General features: G+C 70.1%; 25 protein-coding genes and 2 pseudogenes. 13 read left to right on the forward strand and 14 right to left on the reverse strand.

What is annotated here, in order from left to right; translation table 11 throughout:
• Positions 1-289: 289 nt before the first annotated feature.
• Positions 290-1015: a dienelactone hydrolase family protein gene (locus tag ACZ5CZ_RS19060; RefSeq protein ID WP_468944134.1), complete on the reverse strand. Its 726-nt coding sequence runs from the start codon at positions 1013-1015 to the stop codon at positions 290-292.
• A 192-nt stretch (positions 1016-1207) separates the two neighbouring features.
• The gene (locus ACZ5CZ_RS19065; RefSeq protein WP_468944137.1) at positions 1208-1723 is read right to left on the reverse strand and encodes a DUF4232 domain-containing protein; all 516 of its coding nucleotides are present in this window, start codon (positions 1721-1723) and stop codon (positions 1208-1210) included.
• A gap of 211 nt (positions 1724-1934) precedes the next feature.
• Here ACZ5CZ_RS19065 and ACZ5CZ_RS19070 point away from each other — a divergent pair, with 211 nt between their 5' ends.
• Positions 1935-2510, forward strand: a complete 576-nt coding sequence (locus tag ACZ5CZ_RS19070) for a hypothetical protein (RefSeq protein ID WP_468944140.1) — start codon at positions 1935-1937, stop codon at positions 2508-2510.
• A 143-nt stretch (positions 2511-2653) separates the two neighbouring features.
• On the opposite strand, the gene ACZ5CZ_RS19075 is transcribed toward ACZ5CZ_RS19070, so the two are convergent.
• The 3 genes from ACZ5CZ_RS19075 to ACZ5CZ_RS19085 all read right to left on the reverse strand — a co-directional run bounded on the left by ACZ5CZ_RS19075 (position 2654) and on the right by ACZ5CZ_RS19085 (position 5284).
• Positions 2654-3343: a response regulator gene (locus ACZ5CZ_RS19075; protein ID WP_468944142.1), complete on the reverse strand. Its 690-nt coding sequence runs from the start codon at positions 3341-3343 to the stop codon at positions 2654-2656.
• Positions 3340-4590 (reverse strand): sensor histidine kinase, encoded by a 1251-nt coding sequence (locus tag ACZ5CZ_RS19080; RefSeq protein ID WP_468944144.1) that lies wholly within the window; start codon positions 4588-4590, stop codon positions 3340-3342. Before ACZ5CZ_RS19080 ends, ACZ5CZ_RS19075 begins: the two co-directional genes overlap by 4 nt.
• A 106-nt stretch (positions 4591-4696) precedes the next feature.
• Positions 4697-5284, reverse strand: a complete 588-nt coding sequence (locus ACZ5CZ_RS19085) for a hypothetical protein (RefSeq protein WP_468944147.1) — start codon at positions 5282-5284, stop codon at positions 4697-4699.
• 143 nt (positions 5285-5427) lie between these two features.
• Between ACZ5CZ_RS19085 and ACZ5CZ_RS19090 the strand changes: the two genes are divergently transcribed.
• On the forward strand, positions 5428-6087 hold the full coding sequence (locus ACZ5CZ_RS19090) for a hypothetical protein (RefSeq protein WP_468944150.1): 660 nt from the start codon (positions 5428-5430) through the stop codon (positions 6085-6087).
• Positions 6088-6112: 25 nt separating this feature from the next.
• Here the strand turns inward: ACZ5CZ_RS19090 and ACZ5CZ_RS19095 are convergent, their stop codons facing one another.
• The 4 genes and pseudogenes from ACZ5CZ_RS19095 to ACZ5CZ_RS19110 form a co-directional block, all read right to left on the reverse strand.
• Positions 6113-7183 carry a GNAT family N-acetyltransferase gene (locus ACZ5CZ_RS19095; protein ID WP_468944153.1) on the reverse strand — a complete coding sequence of 357 codons (1071 nt, stop codon included), beginning with the start codon at positions 7181-7183 and terminating at the stop codon, positions 6113-6115.
• A 44-nt stretch (positions 7184-7227) separates the two neighbouring features.
• The gene (locus ACZ5CZ_RS19100; protein WP_468944156.1) at positions 7228-8601 is read right to left on the reverse strand and encodes an MFS transporter; all 1374 of its coding nucleotides are present in this window, start codon (positions 8599-8601) and stop codon (positions 7228-7230) included.
• Positions 8601-9101 (reverse strand): annotated as a pseudogene (locus ACZ5CZ_RS19105) (GNAT family N-acetyltransferase); the annotation flags it as partial. The pseudogene ACZ5CZ_RS19105 and the gene ACZ5CZ_RS19100, both read right to left, overlap by 1 nt.
• Positions 9002-9232 (reverse strand): hypothetical protein, encoded by a 231-nt coding sequence (locus tag ACZ5CZ_RS19110; RefSeq protein WP_385847263.1) that lies wholly within the window; start codon positions 9230-9232, stop codon positions 9002-9004. The gene ACZ5CZ_RS19110 and the pseudogene ACZ5CZ_RS19105, both read right to left, overlap by 100 nt.
• Here ACZ5CZ_RS19110 and ACZ5CZ_RS19115 point away from each other — a divergent pair.
• The gene (locus ACZ5CZ_RS19115; protein ID WP_468944160.1) at positions 9227-10051 is read left to right on the forward strand and encodes an SAM-dependent methyltransferase; all 825 of its coding nucleotides are present in this window, start codon (positions 9227-9229) and stop codon (positions 10049-10051) included. The two genes, ACZ5CZ_RS19110 and ACZ5CZ_RS19115, sit on opposite strands and share 6 nt — an antisense overlap.
• Here ACZ5CZ_RS19115 and ACZ5CZ_RS19120 read toward each other — a convergent pair.
• Together ACZ5CZ_RS19120 and ACZ5CZ_RS19125 are read right to left on the reverse strand one after the other, a co-directional pair.
• Positions 10018-10503 carry a GNAT family N-acetyltransferase gene (locus ACZ5CZ_RS19120; protein WP_468944163.1) on the reverse strand — a complete coding sequence of 162 codons (486 nt, stop codon included), beginning with the start codon at positions 10501-10503 and terminating at the stop codon, positions 10018-10020. The two genes, ACZ5CZ_RS19115 and ACZ5CZ_RS19120, sit on opposite strands and share 34 nt — an antisense overlap.
• 354 nt (positions 10504-10857) lie before the next feature.
• Positions 10858-12006 carry a serine hydrolase domain-containing protein gene (locus ACZ5CZ_RS19125; protein ID WP_468944166.1) on the reverse strand — a complete coding sequence of 383 codons (1149 nt, stop codon included), beginning with the start codon at positions 12004-12006 and terminating at the stop codon, positions 10858-10860.
• A gap of 352 nt (positions 12007-12358) precedes the next feature.
• Between ACZ5CZ_RS19125 and ACZ5CZ_RS19130 the strand changes: the two genes are divergently transcribed.
• Positions 12359-12781: an Hsp20/alpha crystallin family protein gene (locus tag ACZ5CZ_RS19130; RefSeq protein WP_468944169.1), complete on the forward strand. Its 423-nt coding sequence runs from the start codon at positions 12359-12361 to the stop codon at positions 12779-12781.
• A gap of 144 nt (positions 12782-12925) precedes the next feature.
• On the opposite strand, the gene ACZ5CZ_RS19135 is transcribed toward ACZ5CZ_RS19130, so the two are convergent.
• A complete protein-coding gene (locus ACZ5CZ_RS19135; RefSeq protein ID WP_385847256.1) occupies positions 12926-13078 on the reverse strand; it encodes a hypothetical protein in 153 nt (50 codons plus the stop codon).
• A 215-nt stretch (positions 13079-13293) separates the two neighbouring features.
• Entirely contained in the window at positions 13294-13680 is a 387-nt protein-coding gene (locus ACZ5CZ_RS19140) for a hypothetical protein (RefSeq protein ID WP_468944171.1), read from the reverse strand.
• A 366-nt stretch (positions 13681-14046) separates the two neighbouring features.
• Between ACZ5CZ_RS19140 and ACZ5CZ_RS19145 the strand changes: the two genes are divergently transcribed.
• The 9 genes from ACZ5CZ_RS19145 to ACZ5CZ_RS19185 all read left to right on the forward strand — a co-directional run bounded on the left by ACZ5CZ_RS19145 (position 14047) and on the right by ACZ5CZ_RS19185 (position 23083).
• Positions 14047-14406, forward strand: coding sequence for a J domain-containing protein (locus tag ACZ5CZ_RS19145; protein WP_468944218.1), 360 nt, complete (start codon positions 14047-14049; stop codon positions 14404-14406).
• Between the two features lie 38 nt (positions 14407-14444).
• Positions 14445-16307: a molecular chaperone DnaK gene (gene dnaK, locus ACZ5CZ_RS19150; protein WP_468944172.1), complete on the forward strand. Its 1863-nt coding sequence runs from the start codon at positions 14445-14447 to the stop codon at positions 16305-16307.
• A 2-nt stretch (positions 16308-16309) separates the two neighbouring features.
• Positions 16310-16855 (forward strand): nucleotide exchange factor GrpE, encoded by a 546-nt coding sequence (gene grpE, locus ACZ5CZ_RS19155; protein ID WP_468944175.1) that lies wholly within the window; start codon positions 16310-16312, stop codon positions 16853-16855.
• 81 nt (positions 16856-16936) lie between these two features.
• Positions 16937-17332 (forward strand): DUF2267 domain-containing protein, encoded by a 396-nt coding sequence (locus ACZ5CZ_RS19160; protein ID WP_468944178.1) that lies wholly within the window; start codon positions 16937-16939, stop codon positions 17330-17332.
• Positions 17333-18408: 1076 nt separating this feature from the next.
• A complete protein-coding gene (locus ACZ5CZ_RS19165) occupies positions 18409-19851 on the forward strand; it encodes a ricin-type beta-trefoil lectin domain protein (RefSeq protein ID WP_468944181.1) in 1443 nt (480 codons plus the stop codon).
• Between the two features lie 895 nt (positions 19852-20746).
• A complete protein-coding gene (locus tag ACZ5CZ_RS19170; protein ID WP_468944184.1) occupies positions 20747-21466 on the forward strand; it encodes a YqjF family protein in 720 nt (239 codons plus the stop codon).
• Positions 21463-21858 carry a hypothetical protein gene (locus tag ACZ5CZ_RS19175; protein WP_468944186.1) on the forward strand — a complete coding sequence of 132 codons (396 nt, stop codon included), beginning with the start codon at positions 21463-21465 and terminating at the stop codon, positions 21856-21858. Before ACZ5CZ_RS19170 ends, ACZ5CZ_RS19175 begins: the two co-directional genes overlap by 4 nt.
• Positions 21858-22541: a hypothetical protein gene (locus ACZ5CZ_RS19180; RefSeq protein WP_468944189.1), complete on the forward strand. Its 684-nt coding sequence runs from the start codon at positions 21858-21860 to the stop codon at positions 22539-22541. The genes ACZ5CZ_RS19175 and ACZ5CZ_RS19180 overlap by 1 nt, the downstream gene beginning before the upstream one ends.
• Positions 22541-23083, forward strand: coding sequence for a hypothetical protein (locus ACZ5CZ_RS19185; RefSeq protein ID WP_468944191.1), 543 nt, complete (start codon positions 22541-22543; stop codon positions 23081-23083). Before ACZ5CZ_RS19180 ends, ACZ5CZ_RS19185 begins: the two co-directional genes overlap by 1 nt.
• Before the next feature lie 77 nt (positions 23084-23160).
• On the opposite strand, the pseudogene ACZ5CZ_RS19190 reads toward ACZ5CZ_RS19185, so the two are convergent.
• Positions 23161-23576, reverse strand: a pseudogene (locus tag ACZ5CZ_RS19190) (transposase family protein); the annotation flags it as partial.
• Positions 23577-23967: the final 391 nt, after the last annotated feature.

Genomic DNA, 23967 nt, shown 5'->3' on the forward strand with positions numbered 1-23967 from the left:
TTCGTGTGGTGGCCCCGCGAGCTCACGCTCTCAGCGAGGGCAGGACAGAGAGTCAGGCCACGGCCCGGGACGTGAGGAAGACCTGGACGCTACGCACGGTGGCCATGAACGCGGTCATCAACCTCACCTCCCCTCTCCAGTCCCTGATCAAATACGAACACAACCACCCTACACGGCCCCGAGCGCCCGCCCGCTGTCCTGCCGACCTTGCCGCCGTCGAAACTCGTGCGTGGAGCGGCCGTAGCCGAGCAAGCATGTCTGCGGTCCGAGATCCCCGTTGCTGACCGGATCACTCCGTTATCGGCAGGCACTCGGCGAGCAGGTCGACGATGTCACGCCAAGCTCGCTGCGCGTGCCGGGCGTGGTAGCCGACGCCGGGGCGCACGGTGTGGTCGACCGGTGGGTGATGGAAGGCGTGCAAGGCGCCGCCGTAGACCACGAGGCGCCAGTCGACGCCCGCAGCCTGCATCTCGGCGGTGAATGCGCTCCGTTGAGCGGGCGGCATGATGGGGTCTTCCGATCCGACCCCGGCCCACACTGGGCAGCGAATGCGCGCCGCCTCGCCTGGCCGGCCCGTGGTCAGTGCGTTGACTGTCCCGATCGCGCGCAGGTCGACGCCGTCGCGCCCGAGTTCCAGCGCGATTGCGCCTCCGGTGCCGTAGCCGATGGCGGCGATCCGGTCGGGGTCGGTCCGCGGCTCGGCGCGGAGCACGTCGAGCGCCGCGTGGCCGATGCCTCGCATTCGGTCGGGGTCGGCGAGTAGCGGCATGCAACGGGCCAGCATCTCCTCGGGGTCATCCACATAGCGTCCGCCGTGGAGGTCGAAGGCCAGCGCCACGTATCCCAGTTCGGCGAGCGCATCGGCCCGGCGGCGCTCGACGTCGCTGAGCCCTGTCCCCTCGGGCCCGACCAGAACCGCGGGCCGGCGGTCGACACCGGCCGGGAGCGCGAGGTGCCCGACCATTGTCAGACCGTCGGCCGCGTATTCGATCGTGCGCGTTGTCACCGTCGTCATGAGCTTGGACTCTAGTGATCGTCGAGCCCGGTGGAACCAGTGTTCTGCCGCTGGCAGAAGGAAAATCTCTGGCGGATTTCCGGGTGTGCTGCCGGGTGCTCCGAGGCGTTGGCCGAGTCCGTGCTACCTGCTACGGCCACAGGCGCCCGTCACCGCCCCCTCGGCCGGCACGTCCTCGCTCTGAGGCGTTGGTCAGGCGCCGGGCTGTACGGGGCCGATTCGGGTGCCGGAGCCCACGGACAGCTTGCCGTCGGCTTCCTGGTCACCGGGGATGATCCCGCCGCCGGGGGTCCTGAGGGTGAAGACGACCCGGTTGGCGGCCGTGCCCTTGGACGCACTGGGCACCTGGATGTCGAAGTGGACGGGGTGGCCGGGGCCGAACGTCACCTTGGTGCCCTGCGAGCCGTAGGGCTTCGCGGTGATGCCCTTCAGAGAGCTGTGGTTGTAGAACTTCACATCGCGGGGAGAGCCGGCCAGCTGGCAGGCGCTGGTCCTGGGGGCGGCGGTCAGCGTGACCCGATAGTGGCGGTGCCCGGCGCTGCCGGCGTCCGGCGTGATCTTCGTCGTGAGGTTGGCGGGGCGACATGAGGACGGTGCGCCGGAGCCGGCCGGATGCGCGATGGTGGATGCCTGTGCGACACCCGCACCGGCGACTCCCGCCAGTACGACGCCGGCAACTGACATCATGAACGTGGTGGCCTTACCCATGGTCGACTCTCCGTGTCTGGCTGTGGTCGGTGGGGCCGCGCCCCGAATAACTGACGCCACAAAACCTGCCGGTTTCGTTCGTTATGGGCGTCACGGAGATGTAACGCCTTCGCCACAGGGACCGGAATGTCCACTTCCAGTGGAGAGCCTCGGCGTGCGGGATTGCCGCTGAAAATGTGATGCACAACCAGCTGGTCTACGGCCAACACCCATGACGTACGTTCGCACCTATGACGCGCACCCTGAAGTCCTGGCTGGTGGCCGAGTGAGCGGCTGGTGGGACTACTTGGAGGAACGAACCTGCCGAGAGGTCGATGCCGACGTGCTGCGCGACCGCCGGCTGCCTGCGATCAGGACCGTTGTGGAGGCGCTGCGACCGCTGGGGGTGGGCCTGCACGACGCAGAACGCGTGGTCCAGGCGCGATACGAGGCTCTGGGCGACCGGGTGCAGCGCACGCCGCCCGATCCGCTGGACCTCCCCTCGCTCGCAGCCCGCGCCACGGCTCTCCCCGGCCGTGTGGCAGCCGTGGAAGCGTTCTGGGACGGCGATACGGTCCACGACTGGTTCGTACTCCTGGTCGCGGTCCTGGATGCCCCCGAGGGGCAGGGCCACCTGGCGACCGTCCACCACCGACGTGACGGCCCTCCACCGGGCGTTGCCGCCGCCACGGCCGGCCGGGAGCTGGCCGAACACCTGCACGTGCCCTTCCACTTCGCGTCTCCGGATGTCCCTGACGACGACGCCCCGCGGTGGAGGGAGATCCAACGGTTGGCGGAAAAGCCGTGACTGGCGGGCAAGGATGGAGCGCGGCGTGATCCGGGGCGGCCTGACCGCCTGGGCCTCCGGTTCTCAGGAACTGCTGCTGCTACACGCCGGCCTCGCCACCGCCTGACTTCCTCGGACCGGCGGCCCTCGAGAGGCTCGGCGTATCAGCTGTCTGCCCGGTGTGGGTCGTCCTCGGCGTGGATACCGTGACGGTGGGCGTACACAATGGCCTGTGGGCGGTCGCGGCTGCCGGTCTTGGTGAAGATCTGGTTGATGTGCGTCTTCACGGTGGAGCGGCTCAGGTACAGCCTGGAGGCGATCTCGGCGTTGGAGAGCCCTTGGGCGATCAAGCCGAGTACTTGGCCCTCGCGTTCGGTGAGGCCGTCCGGGAGGCGGGCGTCCTTCTCGCGGTGGCCTGGGTCGTTGCGGCGGCTGGCGTGGATCAGGCGGTCGGCGGCGAGCGGGTCGAGCATGGCGTGGCCGGAGACGGCGGCCTCGATGGCGCGGTGGATGTCGGCGGCGGAGGCGTTTTTGGTGAGGTAGCCGGTGGCGCCGGCCTCGAGTGCGGCGAGGATGGAGTCGTCGTCGGTATAGGTGGTGAGGACGACGACGGCCGTGGCCGGGCGTTCGGTCCTGAGCCGGCGCGTGGCCTCGACGCCGTCGGCGCCGGGCATGTGCAGGTCCATCAGGACCACGTCCGCGTCGTGCGCCACGGCGAGGTCGACGGCCTGGGCGCCGTCCGCTGCCAACCCGGCTACGTGTACGGTTTCGACGGCGCCGAGGATGGTGGCCAGGCCTTCGCGTACGACGCGGTGGTCGTCAGCGATGATCACCGAGATCGGCGTGGGGTTCATCGGTCACTCCCGTCACTCTCGGCGTTGTGGTGGGCCCGGTTGCCGTGTCGGTAGGGAACGCGTGCGGCGACCAGCCAGCCGCCGTCGGGCGTGGGGCCGATCTGGAGGTCGCCGCCCGCCTGCTGGACGCGTTCCCTCATGCCCTGGATCCCGAACCGCCCTCCGCTCGTGCGCGGCGCCGCGGCAGTCTCCGGGTCCGAGGCGTGCGGCACCGGGGCATCCGGACACGGGGCCGGTGCGGGGCGGGTGTTGGCAACCTTCACGGTCACCTCTTCGGGGCCGAAGCCAATGTGCACGCTCACGTGTGCGCCGGGGGCGTGTTTGGCCGCGTTGGTCAGCGCTTCCTGGGCGAGTCGGTAGAGGGTGAGCGTCGTGTCGGCATCGAGTTCCTGACTGTCACCCTTCAACGCGAATTCAGCCTGGTGCAGTGCGCAGAGGCGGCCGAGCCGCTGGGCCAGTGGTTCGCCTTCACCGCGCAGCGCGCGCACCGCCTGGCGCGCCTCGTCCAGGCCGGTGCCGACCAGTTCGTGACCGACTTCGATCTGGGTGAGGAGCGTCTCGCGCGGCGCGTCGGTGCGGGCGAGGGTGTCGATCGCGGTGAGCTGGATGGACAGGGCGCCCAGGGTATGGGCAAGCACATCGTGCAGCTCGCGGCCGAGGCGGTTGCGTTCACTGGCGAGTGCTGTCTCGGCTCGGGCGAGCTCGGCACGCCGGCGTTCGGTGGCGACCAGGGTCCTGTGCCGGGCTCGTAAATCGATCTCGCGTCGGCTCGCACCGGCCGCCAGTCCGGCGAGGGCCACGGTGGCGGTGGCGAGTAGGTGCCCAGGGAAGGGCCCGCGAGGGATCGCTGCGAGGCAGTAGGCCAAGGGGCCGGCGGTGGAGAGCACGAGGGCGGCCACGGGATCAAATGCGACGGCGGCCGTGCTCGCCGCGACGCCGGTGAAGATCAGCCCGTTGGTATCCGTGACGGTGAGCACAGCCCCGGCCGCGCCCATCACGGCGACGACCCCGGCCACCCGGGTACCTCTGATGCCGGCGATCGTGCCCAGCCAGGCCAGCGCGGCGGCGGCCAGGGCCACAGGCGCCACGATTCCGGGGTCGGTGGGGAGCGCGGCAACGTTGATGAGGACGGTCACGCCCAGGCCTACCAGCATGGCCACTGCGCGCGCCCGGGGGGCTTGGATCATGCCGCTCAGGCCGACCCCTGGGTGGTCCGCAGTCGGGCTGAACCTTCTGACGATGCTCATCGGCTCTGATTATCCAGGACGCGTGCCAGAAGCTTCGGCACGAAGGACGGGGTTGGCGCGGGGCTGCGGAGGGTTCGGGTGACCGGGGGGAGCAGCGCGATGAGGATCACCGCGCGGCTTCCGTCGCCCGCGTGGTGTCCAGGACTGTCATGGTCCGGGCCAGGCGCGCGCGGCCTCGCATCCACAGCCCCAGGCTGCGGCACAGACTCATGCTCACGGAGAGGAAGATGAAGCCGTTCGACAGACCGGTGCCACTGAGGTGATGGGTGGTCAGGAACACGCCGAGCCCTACTGGAAAAACGTGCTGAGCGCTGTAGGCGAAGCCGAGCCGTGCGGCGGTCACGGCGATCCAGACCGTGGCGTAACCGGCCCCCGAGCGGCTGATCGCGACGGGCTTGCCCGGGGCGGGCGAGGTGCGCGGCCAACGGCGCCGCCACTCCGGGGCGTAGTCGACGGACACCAGCAGCGGGCAGACCGAGAAGAGGCCGAGCGCCGCTCCGGCCACCGCGCCGGCACCTTGCAGCAGCAGGTCGTTGCCGCCGGTGGGAAGCGAGGTGAAGAAGAAGGGCACGATCAGGGCGACGCCGATGATCGGACGTCCCACCCGGAACCAGCCGATCTTGCGGCGGCCGAGATCCGACTCGAGCACCACGGCCAGGATCGCCAACTGCATGATCACGATGTTCGCTGTCATGCATCCACCTTCGCCGCGACGCGGTGCCCCGACCTCGGCCCTGGGCTGATCATCGGGTGGAGATCTGAGGGCCGGGGGTGGAGGTCGTGGTCCACCCCTCCGCCGACGACCGCGCGCAAGGATGCCGCCTCCATACTGGGCCGATGAGCGACACCATGGCCGAGCACGAAGCGAATACACAGCAGTTGATGCAAAGGGTCTATCTCGGCCTGCGTGAGAACCGCCTCGATCCACACCACGTCGTCGCTCTCGCCTGCGAACTGCTCGACCGGTTCCACTGCACCGACGCCATCCTGGAGGTCGTCGAGCGGGATCCGGCCGAGGTGTCCCGCACGGAGATGACGGCGCTGGCCTGGCGCATCCTGGACGACGTGGGCTTCGAGCCGGGCTTCGACCTCGCCCCCGAGCGGTTGGAGACGCTGCGCGACGCGCTGCGGATCGTCGCCCGCGACCTGCCCACACGTGGCATCGAAGGCGAACCGGAGATCGAGGTCCTGGATGATCTGTTTCCGGCGGGAGCCGGTGTCCGACTCGCCGATGGTACGAGGCTCAACTGGGGCGGCCACATCCTGCCGAACATGTGCGACGACCTGACCACGGCACTGACCAGCCTGACGATCCTGGTTCAGGAGAGTCTGCTCGAACTGACATGGCAGGTCTGGCCGGTGTGCCCCCGGCATGGCCTCGGAGCCCATGGCGCGGAGCGGGACGGCGAGGTTGTGTGGTGGTGCGCCGGCAACGGTGGACACGTGCTGGCGCCGGTCGGGGAACTCGCCCGCGGGGGCAGCTCTGTCGGTGTGTGAACGTCCACCACCTTGACGGTCGCCACTACAGCGGGATCACATGTCCCGTCAGCGGTACGGCGCCACAGCCCTGCAACCGCTTGGTGTCTCCATGGCCGACCCCGTAGTCGATCCAGTCGTAGCGCTCCCGCGTAGCGCACCGCATCGGTTCGTGATAGGTCACGGCCAGCGGCGCGTACGGGATGGTGCGGCCGGCCTCGGTGGTGCCGGTGTACACGTTCTGCAACGTCCTCATGTCGGACACGAACAGCGCGTGGGCGATCAGCCGGCCGTCATGGTGGGCGGTGTAGAGCAACAGGTCCTTGCCGAAGGAGTCGATGAGGGTGCGCAGTCGGCGCCGCTCGGCCGCTTCGTCGGCAGGCTGCCCGTACCAGCGCAGGAGGGCACACCTGCCCTCGACCACCTCGTCGAACAGTTCGTCGGGGTCTCCCGTCCCGATGACGCAACCGTGTTCCGCGAGGCGGCGTAGCTGACGCTGCACCTCGAAGCGCCGCCGCTTGGAGCGGACGGCTGCGAGGCCCTCCTCGTCGTCCCATGTCACGGGCATCATCGAACGCGTCGTCAGATCGAAGCTGTCGCCGCCCAGGGCGCCGACCGCCGGGGCCAGGACCCGGGAGGCGGCCGGTGTGGTGTACAGCACCGACACGGTGGCCAGGCCCGCCCCGCGTGCCCAGGCGCAGACGTCGGCGAGGCACTGCTGCATGCTCTCGGGGTGGTGCGCGGCCGGCCCCACCGGATCCCCGAGGTAGCCGGGTGCCACCAGCAGCAGTCCCGGCAGTATCTCCTCCTGTCCGTCGCCGAGCTGCGGCAGGACGCGTCGGGCGGAGCACTCCGCCTCGGGGAAGACGGGATCCTTGCGGCGCAGGATCGCCCAGGGGTTGTACGCCTCGTACGCGTCGCCGTCGCGGACCACGGCACCGGTGAAGGCGAGGGCGCCGTTCGGGCCGTCGTACCGCACCGTCACCGGCTCGCCCGGCAGCCGGCTGATCATCGACCGCAGCCAGCGGCTGCCCTGGACCGCAGCGCCCGGGCCCAGCCGGTCCCATCCGGCGCCGTCGAACGGCCCGGACAGCGGGGTCACTTCCGTCCTGTGCATGATCTTCCTGTTCTCGTTGGGTTCGGCAGCTGAGGACGGAGGGCTCAGACCCTGCCGACGGCGTCCTTGTCGCCGTCGGCAGGGCCCGGCCGCGCATCCGTGTCCGGCTTCGCGCCGCGTGCGGTGAGGCTGCGTACATCTCCGGACAGCAGGGCGGCAAGACTCGCGACAGCGGCGGCGAGACCCGCCGCGGTGGCCGCGCCACGGGCGTCGAGTGCGGCCACCAGCGGGCCCATCAGCAGGGCGCCGAGCGGCATCAGGCCGTTGAAGCCGAGAAACGCCAGGCTGCCCACGCGGCTGAGCAGGGACTCCGGCACCTGTTCCTGCAACAGGCTGGGGAAGAGCGAGTTGAAGAAGTGCAGGCCGATGCCGTAGACGAAGGCCATCGCCAGCGCGCCCCCGGCGCCGAGCACGCCGGTCGCCGCGAGGGACAGCGCCATGAGGGCCAGCATGAGGAACAGGGCCGGACCCGCCCTGCGCACCGTCAGCCTGACCAGTACCACCGCCCCGGCCAGCGCGCCGATGCCCTGGAGCGCGTAGAACATGCCCAGCGACCGGCCCTCGGACGTCCCACCCGGTGCCATGATCAGCGGCACCGACACATCGAGGACGCCCGCGTACACGGCGTTGGTGCAGGCGCCGACCACCAGGGAGACCAGCAGCCAGCGCAGCCCGGCCACATACCGGCCCGCCTGGGCGACGTCCGCGCCGACCTGCCGTAGCCGGTGGACACCGGTCACCGGTTCGCCAGCCGCGCCGTCCTCGGCCACGGGGTCCGGCCGCGCGGTGCCGGAGCCGCGTTCCCCGCCGGTCTGCCGGGACGTGCGGACGAGCAGGAGCAGGACCGCCGAGAGCAGGAAGGTGGCGGCGTCGAACGCGAACGTCGCGGAGGCACCCGCCATGCTCACCATGAACCCGCCGACGAGCGGGCCGCCGATGAGTCCGATCTGCTGGCCGACGGAGAGTGCCGAGTTCGCGGCGACGAGCTTCTCCTTGGGCGTGATCTCCAGCATGTACGCGAAGGACACGGGCTGGAAGAAGCCGTCCGCCACGCCGATCAGCACCGCGAGGACGACGAGCAGCGTCACGCCGGACGTCCAGTAGGTCACCCCCGCGATGAGCAGGAGAATCACGAACCGGGCGAGGTCGGCCCCGACCATGACCGCCCGCCGGGACCCCGTACGGTCTCCGACGGCGCCGCCCACCAGGTAGAACACCAGTGAGGGCACCAGCAGCACGGCCGTCGCGGTGGCCAGCGTGGACGCCGAGCCGCTGACGCTGATGATGTACGTGGCGAAGGCGGTGCGGAAGGCGTAGTCCCCGATCAGGGACAGGGCGCGGGCCGTCCAGTAGTACCGGAAGCCCCGCTCCCGCAAGATGCCCAGCCGCTTGCGGGCGTTGCCGGCGTCGGCGTCCATCACTCTCCTGTCGTCGTACGGTGCGTCCCCGTGCCCGGACGGGCGAGCCCCCCGGCGAGGGCCTGCGCCGCGCGGTGCGCCGCCTCCAAGCCGCCGTCGTCCAGTGGGAGGACGAAGCCGCTCACCTCGTCGAGGCGGCAGCCCCGCTCCAGTTTGGTGCTCTCCGCGCCGTAGCTGAAGGACAGCTCCTTGCGGCCGGTGCGATAGGCGTCCTCGACCGGCCGGTAGTAACACACCTCGAAGTGGGTGTCCTTGGAACGGCTGTCGGTGTAGTCGGTGCCGTTCGACCACGCGTGCCGTACGTCTCCGGCATCGAGGAACAGACAGAACCCGATGATCCGGTCGTCGGCCAGCGCAGCCACGACCTCCGCCCTTTCACCGAAGTGATTTCGCAGCACGGTCAGTTGGTCCCGCTCGCCTGAGGGGTCGGGGCGGCGGCCGTACTTGGCGCGGTGCTGCGGACTGGGTCCGCGGACCGGTCGCCGATCTCTTCTCGTCCTACGTCGCCACCGCCGCCCTGTCCGCCGCCCACCAGCTCGGCATCCTCGACCGACTCGCCGAGCACGGCCAGGCGCCGTTCGGCAACGGCGGCGACGAGAGCCTCTCCGACACCGTGGTCCGCGCCGTGCACCGCACCCTGCACTGGGCGCGGGTCGTCGAGGTCAAGGACGACGAGGTGGTGATCCCCGGCGCGCTCTTCGCCGAGGCGTACGCGGCCCGCGGCTACTTCTACTGGCTGGTCAAAGGCTGCGGCGAACTCTTCAGCATCGCCCCGGACGTGGCCCGCACGGAGCGCAGGACCGGCGACTTCTACCAACGCGACATGCGGGCCGTGGCCATCGGCTCCCGGCTGATCGGGGACGAGGAGGTCGAGCCGCTGTTCGACCGCATCCTGGCCGACCCGCCCGTCGGCAAGGTCGCCGACCTCGGCTGCGGTTCCGGGCAGCGGCTCATCCGGATCCTCGGCAACCACCCCGGCGCCCGCGGAGTCGGCGTCGACATATCCCCCGCGGCGGTGCAACTGGCCGGCGAGTCCGTCGAGGCCGCCGGCCTCACCGACCGGATCACCCTGCTCCAGGGCGACGTCCTCGATCTCGAACCGCGCCCCGAGTTCGCCGACGTGGACACCGTCACCTGCGTCTTCATGGGACACGACTTCTGGCCGTACGAGAGCTGCGTGCGCACCCTGCGCAGGCTGCGCACCGCGTTTCCGGCGGCCCGCCGCCTGTTCATCTGCGACGTCGTACGGACCAGCGAACTGCCCGGTCCCGACACGACCCTCTTCACCCTCGGCTTCGAGGCCGTACACGCGCTGATGGGCGACTACCTCCCCACCCTCGACCAGTGGCGGGAGGCCTTCCAGGAGTCCGGCTGGGAGTGCCGGACGGTCCGGCCGACCACCGTTCCGCCCAACGGCTACCTGTTCGAACTGACTCCCGTGACGGACTGAACCGCGGCGGCGGTGAGCTCGAGGTGATGGCGGAACACATGGGTCTCCCGCCGCACGAAACCGGCCTTCTCGTACAGACGGTGGGCGGCCGCACGGCTCGGCCGGGACGTCAGGTCGACCTGCCGGGCCCCCTGTGACCGCGCCAGGTCCAGTCCCCGCCGTACGAGGGCGAGACCGATGCCTGCGCCGCGCGCCGACTCGTCGACGACCACGTCCTCGAAGCGGGCGGTGATCCCGGTCGGCAGGGCGAGAACGACCAGGGTGAGCAGCCCGACCACACCTTCTCCGGTACGCGCCGCGAGCACGAGGTTCGCCGGATGCGTCACGACACCCCGGACGTACTCCGCAGTCAACTCGGGCAGTTCCTTCCCCAGTTGGGGCAGCAGCCGCCGGAACGCCCCGACCACGGCGTCGTCGGCGTCCGCAAGGACCTCGATGACAGGCTCCGGCATACCTCTCCTCGCATCGCGTCGGCGTTGACCTGATCCGGGGCCAGGCTAAGCCACCGAGTCGGTGCGCGGCAGGGACACTTGGGGCCAGGGTGAAGTGGGCCCCTCGGCCGCCCGTGGCCTGTGCGAGGACCAGGTCAGGGCGGCGGATGGCGTGTTGGCATGATGACGGGTAAGCGACGGACCCTGTATCGGCAGGGCACCGGGTTCTGGCGGATGACGGCGAATCGGGTCTGGCCTGCCTGAACCCTCGACGGGCGCGAGAGTGTCCCGGCAGGTCACCGCTGACGGCCACGACCCGCGCCACCAGGCTCGGCCAGCCCTTCACCTGCCGATCTAGGGCGTGAGATGCGTGTGTCAGGCGTTCGCCGCGTACCGCCAGAACTCCCTGATCACCGGTGCCGGCACGGGACCCATCGCTGCCACCTGAGTCAGCAGAATGGTGACCGCACCCGTGGCCGGGACGACGTGCGCCGCTGTGCCCGTGCCGCCGACCCAGCCGTAACGGCCGGGTGCGCTCCACGGGTTGGTCCGGACGATGTCAACCGAGCCGCCGAAGCCCCAGCCCTGACCCTCCAGGAACAGCCGGCCGATGTCGCGCTGCGCCGGATTCGTGTGGTCGGTCGTCATCATGCGCACGGAGTCGGCCGACAGCACCCGGCGGCCGTCGGCCGCCACCCCGCCGGCCAGCAACATCCGGCAGAAGGCCAGCCAGTCGTCGGCGGTCGAGGCCAGCCCGCCATTGCCGAGCGGTAGCGCGGGCAGGCTGCTCCACTCGCCGTCCGGGCCGTCGGCGAGCTCCAGGCTGCCGTCGTCCCCTGGCCTGTAGAAGCTGGTGAACCGGCCCCGCTTGGCGGCCGGCACCTCGAAACCGGTGTCCACCATGCCCAGCGGCTCGAAGATCCGCTCCGTCAGGAACCCCGGCAGCGGCTGACCGGTGACCCGCGAAATCAGTACCCCTTGCAGGACGGAGCAGGTGTCGTACAGCCAGGCGGCGCCCGGTTGGTACAGCAGCGGGATGCGGCCGAGCGCCGCCATCCACTCGTCGGCCGGCGGGAAGTTGCTCGGCACCCGGCCGTCCTTTTGCACCGTGAACAACTCCTGCACCGCCGGCAGTGTGAAGTCGGAGGGGAATCCGTACCCGGCCTGGGAGGCCAGCACGTCGAATACGGTGATGGGCCGGTCGGCCGGCACCACGTCGTCCACCGGGCTCGCCGGCGTGCGTACGACCACCGGCTTCGCCAGCTCCGGCAGCCACGTCCCGATCGGGTCGTCCAGTGCGATCCTGCCTTCCTCCACGAGGATCAGCAGTGCGGCGGCGGTGACGGACTTGGTGATCGAGGCGACCCGGAAGATGGAGTCCCTCGCCATGGGGGCGCCGTCGCCGGCGTCCTGCGCGCCCACGGCCGCCACCTCGACCTGGTCACCCCGGGCCACGAGGCCAACTGCTCCCGGCAGCGCACCGGCACGGACGTGGGCTTCGAGCAAGTCGTGCAGGGTCGTCATGAGGCCGCCTTCCAGAAGATTGCTGTCGAACGACAGACTCCCGCACGGGCCGGGAATCATCGGCGCCGACAGGTCTGGTGGCCGAAGCCTCGTCATCGCGTTACGAGCTCTAGGTCTTCAGCGTGGCGTGGGGTGCGGAGCACGCTGGCTCCGTCGTCGAGCGGTCACGACGATCACCGACCGCCTCCTCGCCACACCCAACTCCCGCGCCGCGGTCGTGCCCGGCTTCGCCGTCGCGCGCGTCCGAAGCGCGCCAAAAGCTTGAGTCGGTGGTTGTCAACTTTCCGGCGTAGTGGTACATCAGAAGAGCAGCGAAATGCGATGCGGGAACGACGTGAAGGAGGGACGACAGATGCTGATGCGTACGGATCCCTTCCGCGAGCTTGACCGGCTCGTCGAGCGGGTCTGGGGCACGGCCGCACATCCGGCGGGCATGCCGTTGGACGCCTGGCGTGAGGGTGAGACGTTCTTCGTGGAGCTGGACCTGCCCGGTGTGGATCCGGAGTCCATCGATCTCGATGTCGAGCGGAACGTCCTGACGGTGAAGGCCGACCGCAAGCCGGCGTACGGCGAGAACACCGAGACGGTGGTCACCGAGCGGCCCGCGGGGACGTTCAGCCGGCAGCTGTTCCTCGGCGAGACTCTCGACACCGAGAAGATCGAAGCCTCCTACGAGGCCGGTGTGCTGAAGCTGCGCATCCCGGTCGCGGAGAAGGCCAAGCCCCGCAAGATCGCCATCAGCGGCGGCAGCGACCGCAAGGAACTGGGCGGCTGACCCCACAGCGACACCATTGCTCCAGGGCCTCGGGCATCAGCCCGGGGCCCTGAAAGCCGCCCCTGGCCTTCTTGGCGCGCCCGGCTCCAGCCTGGCCACCGAGGACGCCGTCCGGCAGGCCCGCCGCAGCGGACGCACATCGCATCACGAGCCGGCAGGGCGTTCGGGCTCCCCACTGTCGGCATCGAACACCTTGGTGAAGGTGGCCCCGCACTGGCAGCGGGAGTGCTCGATCAGTTCTCCGTCGGCCGACACACTCAACCCCTGGCTGAGCCGCACGTGCACATGTTCACCCATGAGGAGCTGCTTTCTCTCACGTTGCTGATCGGGTCATGGTGGGGCCGGTCATGGGAGCCGACAATGTCGCAGCTCACACCAGGGTCGATCGTGATGTCCGCCATTGTCCGAAAAGGCCCGCGGCGCCATGGCGCCGCGGGCCGTACAACGCCGCGCTCCGCCTTCTGGCACACAGTGCGCGCACGCCCGGCAAGGAGGGCGCGTGGCCACGCCGATCAACCGGGCGGCTCAGTCGCCTGGGATGCCTGCGCACCGGACGGAGGCTGTGGGTGACCGTCGGCGTGCAGCATCGGCGCGGTGTGCCGCTCGTGACGGTGGCCGCCCTCGGCCGGGACACGGCTGCGGGGCGCCTCGGTGTCACCGGGCAGCGGCACGGGTCGGCGCGCCACCAGGCGCCCCACCCAGCGGCGGCCGCAGTGCTCGCACGGTGGTGCGCCCTGCGGGGTGTAGGGGGAGGGTACGGCGGTGATGTCGCGGTAGAAGACCTCCCATTCGGCGTCGAGAGCGTCTCGGTAGCGCTGTACGTCGTAGTCGACGCTCCAGCTGTGCCAGCACGAGCCGCAGGTGAACTCCACGCGTTCGACAGCGAGTTCGGTGATCACTGCACTGCACCTCCCATCCGGTCTACGGGCGCGGTCCGGGGCGGTTGAGAGGGCTGCGTCCAGAGAGGGGTAAACGGGCACGGCGGAAGCGACGCCGCTGTCGCGCAGCATCCGCTCCATATCACCCGCACCCCCTCTTTCCGTACCCGCGCGGACCGCCCACGCCCGCGGCCGGCTGTCTCGTCCGACCCCGGCGTCCACCGGTATGGCCCCCGGTCAGTCCCGGGTGCTCGGAGCACTCCGGGCACCTCCCGATATACCTCGCCCCGACTTGACAGGACAAGGCTCAGGTTTTATCTCAGAAGACAGGCAAGTCAGGGGAGAAACCACAGCTCACCCTGGGCGAGGAGGTGGCCGGACGTGTCGGTGCGGGAACCGGAACCCGACCTCTACGCAGTGCTTGGGGTGCAGTCTTCGGCGACGGCCGAGAAGATCACCTCCGCTTTCCGCGCCCGCGTGCGGGAACTGCGTCCCGACACCCACGTGGACGCGGCCACCGCAGCCCGGTTCGGCGAGGTGCGGGCGGCGTACGAGACACTGCGCGATCCGGTCCTGCGGGCGGCCTACGACCAGCGCGACGAGCACCAGCCGGCGCCGGTGTCCTGCCGGGACGAGGCCCCCTCGGAGGCCGCGCGTCCCGCGTGGAGGCACGCCGCGGTGTTCGGGGACGTCCGCCCCGAGCCGCCGCTGCGTGCGGGTCCGGTCCGGTGGATTCCGGGCCGGTGAGACGAAGAACGAGGTGAGGGCGAGGAGGGAGACCAAAGATGGCACGCGCGGTTGGCATCGACCTGGGTACGACGAACTCGGTGGTCTCGGTCCTGGAGGGCGGCGAGCCCACCGTCATCACCAATACCGAGGGCGCGCGGACGACCCCGTCGGTGGTGGCGTTCTCCAAGAATGGCGAGGTGCTGGTCGGCGAGGTGGCCAAGCGGCAGGCCGTGACGAACGTGGAGCGCACCGCGCGGTCCGTGAAGCGGCACATCGGCGACCACGCCTGGCGGTTCCCGGACTCCGGGGACGTCGACGGCAAGCGGTACACCGCGCAGGAGATCTCCGCGCGGGTGTTGCAGAAGCTGAAGCGGGACGCGGAGTCCTACCTGGGCGAGGACGTCACCGACGCGGTGATCACTGTGCCCGCGTATTTCGACGACGCTCAGCGGCAGGCCACCAAGGAGGCTGGTGAGATCGCGGGCCTGAACGTGCTGCGGATCATCAACGAGCCGACGGCGGCCGCACTGGCCTACGGCCTGGACAAGGAGAACGACCAGACGGTCCTCGTCTTCGACCTGGGCGGCGGCACGTTCGACGTGTCGCTGCTGGAGATGGGCGAGGGCGTCATCGAGGTGAAGGCCACCAACGGCGACACACATCTGGGCGGCGACGACTGGGACCAGCGGATCGTCGACCACCTGGTGAAGCAGTTCAAGAACCACTACGGCGTAGACCTGGCCAAGGACAAGATGGCCGTCCAGCGCCTGAGGGAGGCGGCGGAGAAGGCGAAGGTCGAGCTGTCGTCGTCCACCGAGACGACCATCAACCTGCCCTACATCACCGCCTCGGCCGAAGGGCCGCTGCACCTGGACGAGAAGCTGACCCGGGCCCAGTTCCAGCAGCTGACCTCCGATCTGCTGGAGCGGTGCAAGGCGCCGTTCCACAACGCGGTCAAGGATGCCGGGATCAAGGTGTCCGACATCGACCACGTGGTCCTGGTGGGAGGCTCGACCCGGATGCCGGCCGTGACCGAGCTGGTGAAGGACCTGACCGGCAAGGACCCGCACAAGGGCGTGAACCCCGACGAGGTCGTCGCCGTGGGTGCCGCTCTCCAGGCCGGTGTGCTCAAGGGTGAGGTCAAGGACGTCCTGCTGCTGGACGTCACCCCGCTGTCCCTGGGTATCGAGACCAAGGGCGGCATCATGACCAAGCTGATCGAGCGCAACACCACGATCCCGACCCGGCGTTCGGAGATCTTCACCACCGCCGAGGACAACCAGCCCTCGGTGACCGTGCAGGTCTACCAGGGCGAGCGGGAGATCGCCGCCTACAACAAGAAGCTCGGCATGTTCGAGCTGACCGGCATCGCGCCGGCGCCTCGCGGGGTACCGCAGATCGAGGTCGCGTTCGACATCGACGCCAACGGCATCATGCACGTCTCCGCCAAAGACCTCGGCACCGGCAAGGAGCAGAAGATGACCGTCACGGGTGGTTCCGCGCTGCCCAGGGACGACATCGACCGCATGGTTCGCGAGGCCGAGCAGCACGCCGAGGAAGACCGCAAGCGGCGTGAGGCGGCGGAGACCCGCAACCAGGGCGAGCAGCTCGTCTACTCGACCGAGAAGCTGCTGAAGGACAACGACGGCAAGATTCCGGCCGATGCCAGGAGCGAGACGGAGACGGCGCTGACGGAGCTGAAGGAGACGCTGAAGGGCGAGGACAGCGCCGCGATCCGGCAGGCCATCGACCGCACCGCGCAGGCCGCGCAGAAGATCGGCACCGCCCTGTATCAGCAGTCCCAGGCGGAGCAACCGGCGGGCACGCCCGGAGCGTCACCGGGGGGTGCGGCCGGCGGGCACGAGGACGAAGTGGTGGACGCCGAGATCGTCGACGACGACAAGCCGGAGGCTGGCTGAATATGACCAGCAGCGGGCCGCCAAGCGCCGAACTGGAGCAGCTGCGGCGCCTGGTTCAGGAGCGGACCGCCGACCTACAGCGGGTCAAGGCCGAGTACGACAACTACCGCAAGCGGGTGCGGCGGGACCGCCTGGCCGTGCGCGAGATCGCGGTGGCCAATGTGCTCAAGGCGCTGCTGCCCGTGCTGGACGCCGTCGACCGGGCGTTGGCCAACGAGCCGCTGACGCCCGGTCTGAGGGGCATCGCCGACAGCCTGCGGGAGCAGCTCGGCTCGCTGGGCGTCACGGCGTTCGGTGAGGTGGGCGATCAGTTCGACCCGGCCTGCCACGAGGCCCTGACGCACCATGCCGCCCCCGATGCGGAGCGCCTGGTGTGCTCAACGGTCCTGCGCCCCGGCTACCGCCTGGGCGAGAGCCTGCTGCGCCCGGCCACGGTGGAGGTGACCGGGCCGGCTTCCCCGGCGAGGAGCGGATCGGCGCCGGAGCGCGGCATGCGGGGGGTATCGGCCCCGGCCAAGAAGCCACCGTTGCCTGCCGCACGGAGCTGAGAGGCTTCCCTGCCCGGGCATCTGATTCCCCCCCGCCCGCACGCACCGCAGCCAAGAAGCCGAAGAAGGGTGGTAGCCGACGTGGCCTTGCGACGCGAGGCGTTCCTCGGCCTGGTGAAGGAACGCGGTGAGTACGAAACCGAGCAGGAGGCACAGCGCGCGGCGCGCGTGGTCCTCGCCCTCCTGGGCGCGCATCTGGTCGGCGAAGTGCGCGCCCAGCTGGCGGCGCGCCTGCCCGACGACTTCGCCCTGATCCTGCTCAACCCCTTGCAGAGCGCGGAGCCGCTGTCGCCGGAGAGGTTCGTACGGGCGACGGCAGCCTGGATTGAGGGTGCCACCGAGCAGACCGCGGCCTGGGATGTCAGCGCCGTCCTCAGCACCGTCGCGGACGCCGCAGGCGATGACCTCCTGGGCCAGGTACTGCTCCAGCTCCCCGCAGGCTACGACCTGCTCTTCGGCCGCCCCCAGCCCACCTGACCAAGCCACCGCGCCCGGTGCTCGCGCACCGGGTGCCAGCGACAGAAGGGCACCCGGTTGCCGGCCCACGCCTTCGCCGACGACGCGGACACACGCTGGTGATCGCAGGGAACCACCTGGGCGGTTGCGATGATCAAGCCGTACGGCCAACCACATTCGATCACCATGTCTCACAATCAAACGCTAGGACAGGGAACTGCTTCCAGAAGCGCACAGTCAAGGGTCTCGGAAGCCCTTCTTCCGTGTCGGGCGAACAACGAGCCGCGAACGCCTCAGTGAGCGAGACACCCCATGTATAGGTCCCATAGTCTGCGCGGCACCCCTTGACCGTCTCGTTTGATCGGGGCATGCTCATCCTGCTTCTCAGCTGTCCCAGCGCCTGGCAGGCCGAACCGCCCACGGAGGGTTGCCCGAGCGGCCCTCGCAGCATTCATCCCATGTATCGGACTTCGTCATCCACGCCATGCATCTCGGCTGTGCCAGTCAAGAAGCAATGCAACGCGACAGACAAAATCAAACATGAGACAACATGACAGTAGTCCGGGCGCAGTGTCCACGAGGGCCTCGCCGACGGAACCGGCTGTCCCGCGCAGAACAGGAGTTTCAACAGAGTCAGCCCCCCGGTCCGGGGCCCGGGGGCGAGTCCGGATCGGAGCGGCACGGCGCCGGCGGAGATGCGAGCGATGGGGCGGGTACCTACGCGCTATGCCGACCGGTGCAAGGCATGACCGGCATCCCGCGGGTCCTGGCCCGCGCGGGCATTCGCTGTCCGCTTCGGCACGGCAGGCTCCCAGCGCCCCGATGGCAATGACGCAACTGCGGAAGCGTGGCTCTGCGGGCAGTCGACTCCGAGGGTCTTGCCAGACCCACTTCTGCGCGTTCGACGCGGCCCGCGGCCGGGCCCGCCCAGGCGCCGACACTCCGGCAGCAGTATCTCCTGGCGCTCAGGTCTGGCCGCGGTGACGTGGGCGGGTCCGGGTCCCGCTGCCCGGCCGCTGCGACGACACGGTGGGTGAGCCGCGCCTTCAGTGGAGCCCGCACCGAGCAATGCGAACCCTGTTTCCGAAGGAGAGTGCATGAAAACCTGTGGAAGCCAGCTCCGGCGCTTAACCCCGGTCGGCCTGGTCGTCGCGATGCTGCTGAGCCTGCTCGGACTGCAGGCGGCCACCGGGACCGCAGCGCACGCCGCCACCGACCAGTTCCACGGCGTGAACTGGGCCGACCCCAACGACAACTTCGTCACCGGGGACATCACGCCGGTCGGCCTGTCGAACACGGACAGCTACTCGACGACGTACGCGAAGGCCACCTCCATCCTCAAGGGCTTCCAGGCGCTGGGAGCCAACACCGTGCGCATGGCGTTCAACCAGGCGACCGTCAACGGCAAGTGGTGGAACAGCTATACCGCCGCGTTCGACGCGGCCACCGCGCTGGGCATGAACGTCGTGCTCACCCCCTGGCTGCAGAACGGTGTGATCGGCGACACCAACTCGTTCTACGCGATGTGGAACACAGTGATCAGCAAGTACGTGGGCAACAGCCGGGTGTACTTCGGCATCATGAACGAGCCATGGGGCTACAGCACCACCGACGAGGACAACATCGCGGCGGCCTGGGTGGCGCACTTCTCCCAGGTACCCCGCGGGCGGATCCTGGTGCCCGGCGCCTGGGAGGGGAACCTGTGCGCCGTCGGCGCCGACTCCCGCCTCGACGGCACCCTGCTGTCGCTCCACGACTACACCCTCGGCGGAGAGACGCACCCCACCGAGGCCGAATGGGTCACCAGCTTCGAGAAGAACGTCTGCGGGTACGACAGCCGCGCCGTACTCACCGAGTTCGGCGTCCCGATGAACACCGGTGTGAACTACAACGGTCCACGCGACGGCGTCAACGACGTGTCCTACCTCTACGCGCTCACCGACACCGTGCGCAAGCAGGGCATGGGCTCGATCCTGTGGGCCGGCGTGAAGTTCGCCGACCAGACCCAGGGCCCAGGCCCGTGCGAAAACGCCTCCTGCGCGATCACCTCCCTCCAGGGCAGCGCGCCGAACTACACGCTCAGCATCAACAACCAATCCGGCCTCGACCGGCTTCAGTACGGCTGGGGCGCAGGCGGTGCAGGCGGCGCCACCACCGGCCCCCTCCACGCGGTCGGCGCGGACAAGTGCCTGGACGTGCCCGGCGCAACGCAGACCAACGGGACAGTGGCGCAGACATGGGACTGCAACGGCGGCAGCAACCAAACCTGGACGCACACCGCGAGCAACCAGCTCACGGTCTACGGCGGCGCCAAGTGCCTGGACGCCGCCAACAACCAGACGACCCCCGGCACCCCGGTGGAGATCTGGGACTGCAACGGCGGCGCCAACCAGCAGTGGATCCTCAACGCCGACGGCACGATCACCGGTAAGCAGTCAGGGCTCTGTCTCGATGTGACCGGGGCGTCCACCGCCGACGGCGCCAAGCTCGAACTGTGGACCTGCACCGGCCAAAGCAACCAGCAGTGGAAACTCGGCTGACGCCACCGCACCTCAGCAGCCGTCCGGGACTGCGCCCCGGACATCCCGCGATGTGCGGGACGGGTCCGCACTACCGTCCCGCGCACCGTGGCAGCGCGTGAGGGTGAGCGAGTAGCAGACCGGCGCCGCCGGTGCGGTGATCGGGGAGGATCGCGTCCACCACTGCCGGCCGGAGCTACGGCGTCCGCACGACCCCCTCCGGGCTCATCTGTCGCACACCCCCGGTACGCGGCGTCGGGAACGTACGTCTGCCACTGGGCTGGGCCCCGGCCGGACCTGCCTGTGCGGGCGCACACCCGTGACAAGGCGTGGCCGGGGTCGAGGTCGTACCGCTGGAGAGGGACTGGGTGCTGCCCGCGGACAGCGGGGCCGGGAGCCGGTCTGGGGCCGGAAGGGGCAGGTCGGCCGGTTCGCCATGGTGAGGGCCGAGGGCGCTGAAATCGATGCTGCCGTCGGGTCCAGAACGCCGCCGGCCCACCACGCTGTCCCAGACCGTTGTCCGCACCTGGCCGGCCTGCTGGACCCCGCCCTCGAAAAAGCTCACCTCCACCGGAAACCTCAGGGACAGCCCGTCGTCTGGTGGGATCCGCTGGCCTGGCAGGACACTGTCGCCGGAATCGTGCAGCGGGTGCCGCGACTGCGCAGGTGGCCGCGCTTGACTCGGGAGCCGTAGGCCTTGACGGCCTCGACCCCGTGCGGTCGGCAGCGCGGCCTGCCGACGCCCATGCGCGGTACCCGGATGCGTTCCAGCACCGGCTGGAACTGAACACGATCTGAAATGCGGCGGCCGGCTACCGGCCCACCGTACGGCTTGGCCATCGCTCCCAGACACAGGGCGAGGACCGCTCGGTGTCATGCCAAGTTTCGGCGCGGACGTCCTGGGGAGTCGGTGCGCGTGGTGTCGTATGGACCCGAGCAGCGCGTGTACCTGCCGGAACTGCACGCCCGCTGGCTCACCCAGACGTTCGTGCACTGGGCCTACTCGGCCGACCAGGTCCAGCGCCTGCTGCCGGAGGGGCTGACGGTGGACACCTGTGATCAGCGGGCGTGGGTCAGCCTGACACCGTTCGTGATGGTCGGCGTGCGCCCGCCGGGCGTCCCTGCCGCTCTGCCCGCCTTCCCGGAGACCAACCTGCGCACGTACGTCCGCGAGCGGGACGGCCGGGACGGGCTGTGGTTCCTGTCCATCGAGGTGGGCCACCCGATCATGCTGGCCGCCCGTGCGATCGGAGCGCCCTACCACCTCGGCAACCTGACGCTGTCGCACGGCGGTGAGGCATTGACCTACACCGGGGCGCGGGGGCGTAGCGGGCCGTCGTACCGCGTAGTGGTCCGTCCCGGTGAGCCGCTCCGGCCGAGCCGCCGGGACGTGTGGCTGACGTCGCGATGGCGGGCCTTCACGCGGGGCTGCGGCGTGCTCTGGCAGACGCCCGTCGAGCACGAACCCTGGCCGCTGCGGGCTGCGCACCTGGAAGATCTCGAGGAGACCCTCACCCGGGCGGCCGGGCTGCCGCCGCCCGCGCAGGAGCCGCTCGTGCACTTCTCCGACGGGATCCACAAGGTCCGCTTCGGCGTCTCGCGCCCGGTGCGGCGGGCAGTGAGGAGACGGCGATGAACCCGGTGCTCGTGGCGCGGGCCCAGGGGCTGTTCAACCTGGTCGGCGGTGGCTGGCCGCTGCTGCACCGGCGCAGCTTCGAGTGGGTCTTCGGGCCCAAATCCGACGATTGGCTCCAGTACACGACGGCCGGGCTGCTGGCCACGGCGGGCTGGAGCATGCTGTTCACCGCGGCCACGCCCGGCGGGGTGCGCCAGGCCCGCCGCACGGGCCTCGGGACGGCCGCGACCCTCCTGACGGTCGACCTGGTGTACGTGCCCGTGGGCCGGCTCCGTCCGACCTATCTGCTGGACGCGGCGATGCAGGCCGGATGGCTGCTGGCATGGCGCCGGTGCGGCTGCCTCGGGCGGTCCGCACCGCGGATGAACCGCACCGCGACCGAGGCACCCTGATGCGCCGGTTCCCCCGGGCCGCCCGGTGGCGTTTCGACGGCTGGATCGCCGGCATCGGTACGTCCTGCGGCGCCCGCCTGATCCTCGGCCACTGGCCCCGCTCCTCCTTCGGGCCGTTCAGCGACGTCATGCTCGAACAGGCCGACGGTCACCGCCTGTTGCTGGCTCCCACCCGACGGACGGCGGACTTCATCGCCGTCACCTACTCCTTCGACGAGGTCCGCATCGCGCCCGTACGCGTCCATGTCAGCGGTGACGACTGGACGGTCACCGCAGGCCCGCTGCTCGACCTGCGGTTCACCGCCGGCCGGCGCGGCCCCGTGGGGCTGCTGCTGCGGGCGGTCCCCGGTGCCCTGGCCGCCCAGCCCTTCTGGACGGCGGTGACGGATCCGGCCGCCCGCCTCCTCCTGGGCGTGCGCACACGGGGCACGGCCGGTGGCGGCCGGTACGAGTGGTACGGCGCCCGCGATCTCCATCCGATCACCGCGGCGACCGCCGTCCTCGGGGAGCAGGACGCCGGCTTCCTCACCGCGGTGGAACCGCCCGTACGGTTCGGCTTCGGCTCCACGCCCCGCAGGCCCTGCCTCGTACGCGTCACGACGACGGTGAGCACACCGCACATACCCGAACTCTCGTCCTCCCCGTCTCCCCGGGAATCACGCGCACACGAAGGAGACTTGTGATGAACGCCCCGCCACGGACCTCGTCTCGACGCCGCCTGCCGGCACACGGCGCCGACATGAAGCTGCTCACCATCTATCTGAACGACCATCTCGCCGGCGCCACAGCAGGCACTCAGCGGGCCGGCCACTTGGCGCGAGCCACCCGTGGGTCCGCGCTCGGCCGGGCGCTCGGTCCTGTCGCCAACGACATCGCCGAGGACCGGACGGCGCTTGTCGGCATCATGCGGGACCTGGGTGTCCCCATACACCGTTACAAGGTGTGCGCAGGCTGGACCGCGGAAAAACTGGCCCGGCTGAAGGGCAACGGCCGCCTGGTCCGGCGCTCACCGCTGAGCACCTTGCTGGAGCTGGAGGCGCTGCGGCTGGGGGTGGAAGGCAAGGCAGCCGGATGGCAGACCCTGCGCCGGCTCACCGGGACGCAGGAGCGTCTCGATCCAGCTCTGCTCGACAGACTGCTGGAGCGGGCCCGACGACAGCAGGACACGGTGGAGGAGTGGCGTATCCGCCAGGCCGAAGCGGCTCTGCGGACAACGGCCGACTGAGCAACGCCGGCCCACGGGACGACCACGGCACTTGTCCCTGCTCAGAAGCGTAGCCGCAGCGTCGGGCAGTTCGGGTCCCTGTGCTTGCTGTTGGCGATCTGGTCGACGGGCTGCGGGATCACCGCCCGGACTCCACGCCTGCCGCAGGTGCTGGTGGATGGCCCGCGACGAGTAGGCCAGGACGGCGAGGGGCCGGGTGGGTGGGCGGCCGATAGCCCGGGGGGACGCGCAGGGCGACCATGACGAGTTCGAACGGTGGTGCGTCGCCGGCCGGGCCGGGCGTGAGGACTAAGCACAGCGGGCGGCACCGGCCGTCCGCTGTCATGTGGATCTTGGTGGTCAGCCCGCCGCGGGAGCGCCCGATGGCGAGATGGCCGGGCTCGTCGGCCAGGGCCCCTTTCGCCAGGCCCTGGCCGCATTCTGGTGCGCGCGCACGAGGCGTGGAGGCGGCCGAGACGATCCAATCCAGGCCGACGCGGCGCCGGAGATCGGCGGGGAGGGCATCGCGGTCCGGCTGGGGCAGGTAGCCCGGTGACGGGGGTCTGATGCCCAGGGTCGTCACGCTGCTGGTTGTGGTGGGCGCCTTGGTTGTCCGGCCGTCGGGCCGCCGGCCGGCGGCCCGGTGTGGGTGCTTGCTGGGATGACCCACCCGGCGGGCCGCGTTCGAGACCGCGGTCACATTCGAGGGTCCCAGGCGGTGACCGCAGGGTGACGGGTTCCGTGCAGGCCGTGAGCGAGACGGTGAAGCACCCCACATGACGCAGGTCACCTACGACCCGGGGCCGTAGTCCTAAATGTCCGATACATCCTTTCGGGCACCCCTTCTGACCTGCGCTTTGAGACCCACGCCACAGAGCCGATATTTCCGCTCGATCCGGCCACAA

The organism is Streptomyces sp. NPDC031418, assembly GCF_055581605.1.